Genomic DNA, 3220 nt, shown 5'->3' on the forward strand with positions numbered 1-3220 from the left:
GGTGAGCCGTCCGACGAGGAACGCCGCCAGGTCGGCCAGGTTTGCCAGACTCCCGTCCGTCACCGCGGCTTCGACACCGCCCGAGTGGGCGTGACCTCCCGTGGGCATCCGGCCGTCCGCGAGGACCAGCAGCGTCGCCCGCCGTCCGGATCGCCCGGTCGGACCAGCCTCGTCCCCGGTCCCGCCGTCCCGTGCGATATCGCCCTCACCTGCGATATCGCTGTCACACGAGGCTCCGCCGTCATGACCGGGTGTCGTGTGGTCGAAGTCCATCCGTCGTTCGGACGACAAGTCCGTCATGCTGCCCACCCCGGTGTGGAAGAGTTCGCCGCCGGCGGTCGATGCCGGATCACGCGAGCGCCGAATCATGCGAGCAAGGCCGGCGATGGCATCCCGTTCCGCGGGAGCCCTTCGGCGGACCCCGAAAGCGGATCCCGAAAGAGGTGGGAGATGCCTGGATCATGGTCTGGATCACGGTCGAGACGCGGACGCCTACGCGCCCGCGTGACCGGTGTGACGCTGGTGGCGGTCGCACTGTCTCCCGTTCTGACCTCCTGCGGCCAGGACCGGCCGCCCAAGCCCCGCTGCCAGGCCGGCTACTACGCCGAATGGGACAACGACGACCACGAGTGGGAGTGCGAACGCTCCGGATCCCACAGCAGGAGCGATCATAAGGACAGCCGCCGTCAGAACAGGAAGTAGCGCTGGGCCATCGGGAGTTCGCTCACCGGATCCGCCTCGATCGCCTCACCGTCCACCGTGACGGTGAACGTGTCCGGGTCCACCCGGATGTCCGGTGTCGCGGTGTTCTCGGGAAGATCCGCCTTGCCGCGGCGGCGCACATCCGCGACCGGCACCACCGAGGTGGCGAGCCCCAGCCGTCCAGGCAGCCCGTCCTCGATCGCCGCCGGGGCGACGAAGGCCAACGACGACGCGGCGGCCGGACCACGGGCGGCTCCCCACATCGGTCGGGGCAGCACCGGCTGCGGGGTCGGGATGGAGGCGTTCGCATCGCCCATCGCGGCCCAGGCGATGAACCCGCCCTTGAGGACCAGTGACGGCCGCACCCCGAAGAACGCTGGATCGTACAGCACCAGGTCGGCGAGCTTGCCGGGCTCCACCGAGCCGATCTCTGCGTCCAGGCCGTGCGCCACCGCCGGGCAGATCGTGTACTTGGCGATGTAGCGCCGGGCCCGGGCGTTGTCGGCCCGATCGTCGCCGGCCAGGGACCCGCGCCGGAGCTTCATCACATGCGCGGTCTGCCAGGTACGCAGGACGACCTCGCCGATCCGGCCCATCGCCTGCGAGTCCGAACCGATCATCGAGATCGCGCCCAGGTCGTGCAGGATGTCCTCGGCGGCGATCGTCGACGGCCGGATCCGGCTCTCGGCGAAGGCCAGGTCCTCGGGCACGCTGGGGTTGAGATGGTGACAGACCATCAGCATGTCGAGGTGCTCGTCGAGGGTGTTGACGGTGTGCGGGCGGGTCGGATTCGTCGATGACGGCAGCACGTTGCCGGCGGCCGCGACCGTGATGATGTCCGGGGCGTGCCCGCCGCCGGCCCCCTCGGTGTGGTAAGCATGGATCGCCCGGCCGGCGATGGCGGCCAGCGTGTCCTCGACGAAGCCGGCCTCGTTCAGGGTGTCGGAGTGCAGCGCAACCTGGACGCCGGCGGCGTCGGCGACCCGCAGGCAGGCGTCGATCGCGGCCGGCGTCGTCCCCCAGTCCTCGTGCAGCTTGAAGCCGGCCGCCCCGGCGCGCAGCTGTTCCCACATCGACTCGTCGCTGACCGTGTTGCCCTTGCCGAGCAGGACGACGTTGACCGGCCAGTCGTCCAGCGCGGACAGCATCCGCGTCAGGTTCCAGGATCCGGGCGTCACCGTCGTCGCCTTCGTGCCCTCGGCCGGGCCGGTGCCGCCGCCGATCAGCGTGGTGATGCCGGCGCCCAGCGCCTCCGGAACCTGCTGTGGGCAGATCAGATGGACGTGGCAGTCCACCGCGCCGGCGGTGAGGATCTTTCCGTTACCGGCGATGATCTCGGTGCCGGGCCCGATCACCAGGTCGGGATGGACGCCGTCCATCGTGTCCGGGTTGCCGGCCTTACCCAGCGCGACGATCCGGCCGTCGCGGATCCCGACGTCGGCCTTGACCACACCCCAGTGGTCGAGAACGACGGCACCGGTGATGACGAGGTCGGGCGCACCCTCGGCGCGGGTCGCCAGGGACTGTCCCATCGACTCACGGATGACCTTGCCACCCCCGAAGACGGCCTCGTCGCCGGTCCCGGTGCCCGCCGGCCCGCGGCTGCGGTCCTCTGTCACCTCGATGAACAGGTCGGTGTCCGCGAGCCGGATACGGTCGCCGGCCGTGGGGCCGTACAGCGCCGCGTAGCGGGGGCGGTCGAGTCGGCTCACGAACCCTCTCCCTGAAAGCCCGGTATGTCCTCGATCGTCGCGGTGTCCGCAATCCGGGTGCCGCTCGCGGCGTCCAACGGGCCGGCCGATTCCGGCCGCAGGCCCGGCACGACCCGGGTGCCGGCCAGCGGCACCAGCTCGATCTCGCGTTCCACGCCGGGCTCGAAGCGGACCGCGGTGCCGGCGGGCACCGCGAGCCGGTGGCCCCAGGCACTCGCCCGGTCGAAGTCGAGAGCGGGGTTCGCCGCGGCGAAGTGGTAGTGCGAGCCGACCTGCACCGGCCGGTCGCCCGTGTTACGGACCAGCACCGTGCGTACCGGGCGTCCGGCGTTGATCTCGACGGGATCGTCGCCGGTCAGGATCTCCCCGGGGATCACGGGATCGGCCGGTGGACGGTGACCAGCTTGGTGCCGTCCGGGAAGGTGGCTTCGACCTGCACCTCGCCGAGCATTTCCGGCACGCCCTCCATGACGTCATCCCGGGTGAGCACGGTTCGCCCGGCGCTCATCAGGTCCGCGGCGCTGCGACCGTCCCGCGCGCCCTCCAGCAGGAACGAGGTGATGATTGCGGTCGCTTCGGGATGGTTCAGCCGCAGCCCACGGGCTCGCCGTTCACGGGCGAGCCCGGCCGCCACATGGATCAGCAGTCGTTCCTGTTCATGGGGGCTCAGCAGCACGGATGCGAAGCCTAGCAGGCCGGGGAATGCCGTCGGCCCGGTTCGGTTCGGCGCGGTCCACGACATGCCGGTGACGCTCCGGCCCCGATGCTCGTCGGGCATATCGGGGTGCAATGGGGACGTAATGAAG

Annotated in this window: 3 protein-coding genes and 1 pseudogene; all 4 read right to left on the reverse strand. The window is 70.7% G+C overall.

What is annotated here, in order from left to right:
• Window positions 1–300 (reverse strand): annotated as a pseudogene (locus tag ACY45C_RS16725) (hypothetical protein); the annotation flags it as partial.
• A 386-nt stretch (window positions 301–686) separates the two neighbouring features.
• Window positions 687–2414 carry an urease subunit alpha gene (locus ACY45C_RS16730; protein ID WP_462188505.1) on the reverse strand — a complete coding sequence of 576 codons (1728 nt, stop codon included), beginning with the start codon at window positions 2412–2414 and terminating at the stop codon, window positions 687–689.
• On the reverse strand, window positions 2411–2791 hold the full coding sequence (locus ACY45C_RS16735; RefSeq protein WP_462188506.1) for an urease subunit beta: 381 nt from the start codon (window positions 2789–2791) through the stop codon (window positions 2411–2413). The genes ACY45C_RS16730 and ACY45C_RS16735 overlap by 4 nt, the downstream gene beginning before the upstream one ends.
• Window positions 2788–3090, reverse strand: a complete 303-nt coding sequence (locus tag ACY45C_RS16740; RefSeq protein WP_462188510.1) for an urease subunit gamma — start codon at window positions 3088–3090, stop codon at window positions 2788–2790. The genes ACY45C_RS16735 and ACY45C_RS16740 overlap by 4 nt, the downstream gene beginning before the upstream one ends.
• Between the last annotated feature and the right edge of the window lie 130 nt (window positions 3091–3220).

It is taken from the genome of Frankia sp. CcWB2, assembly GCF_977927585.1.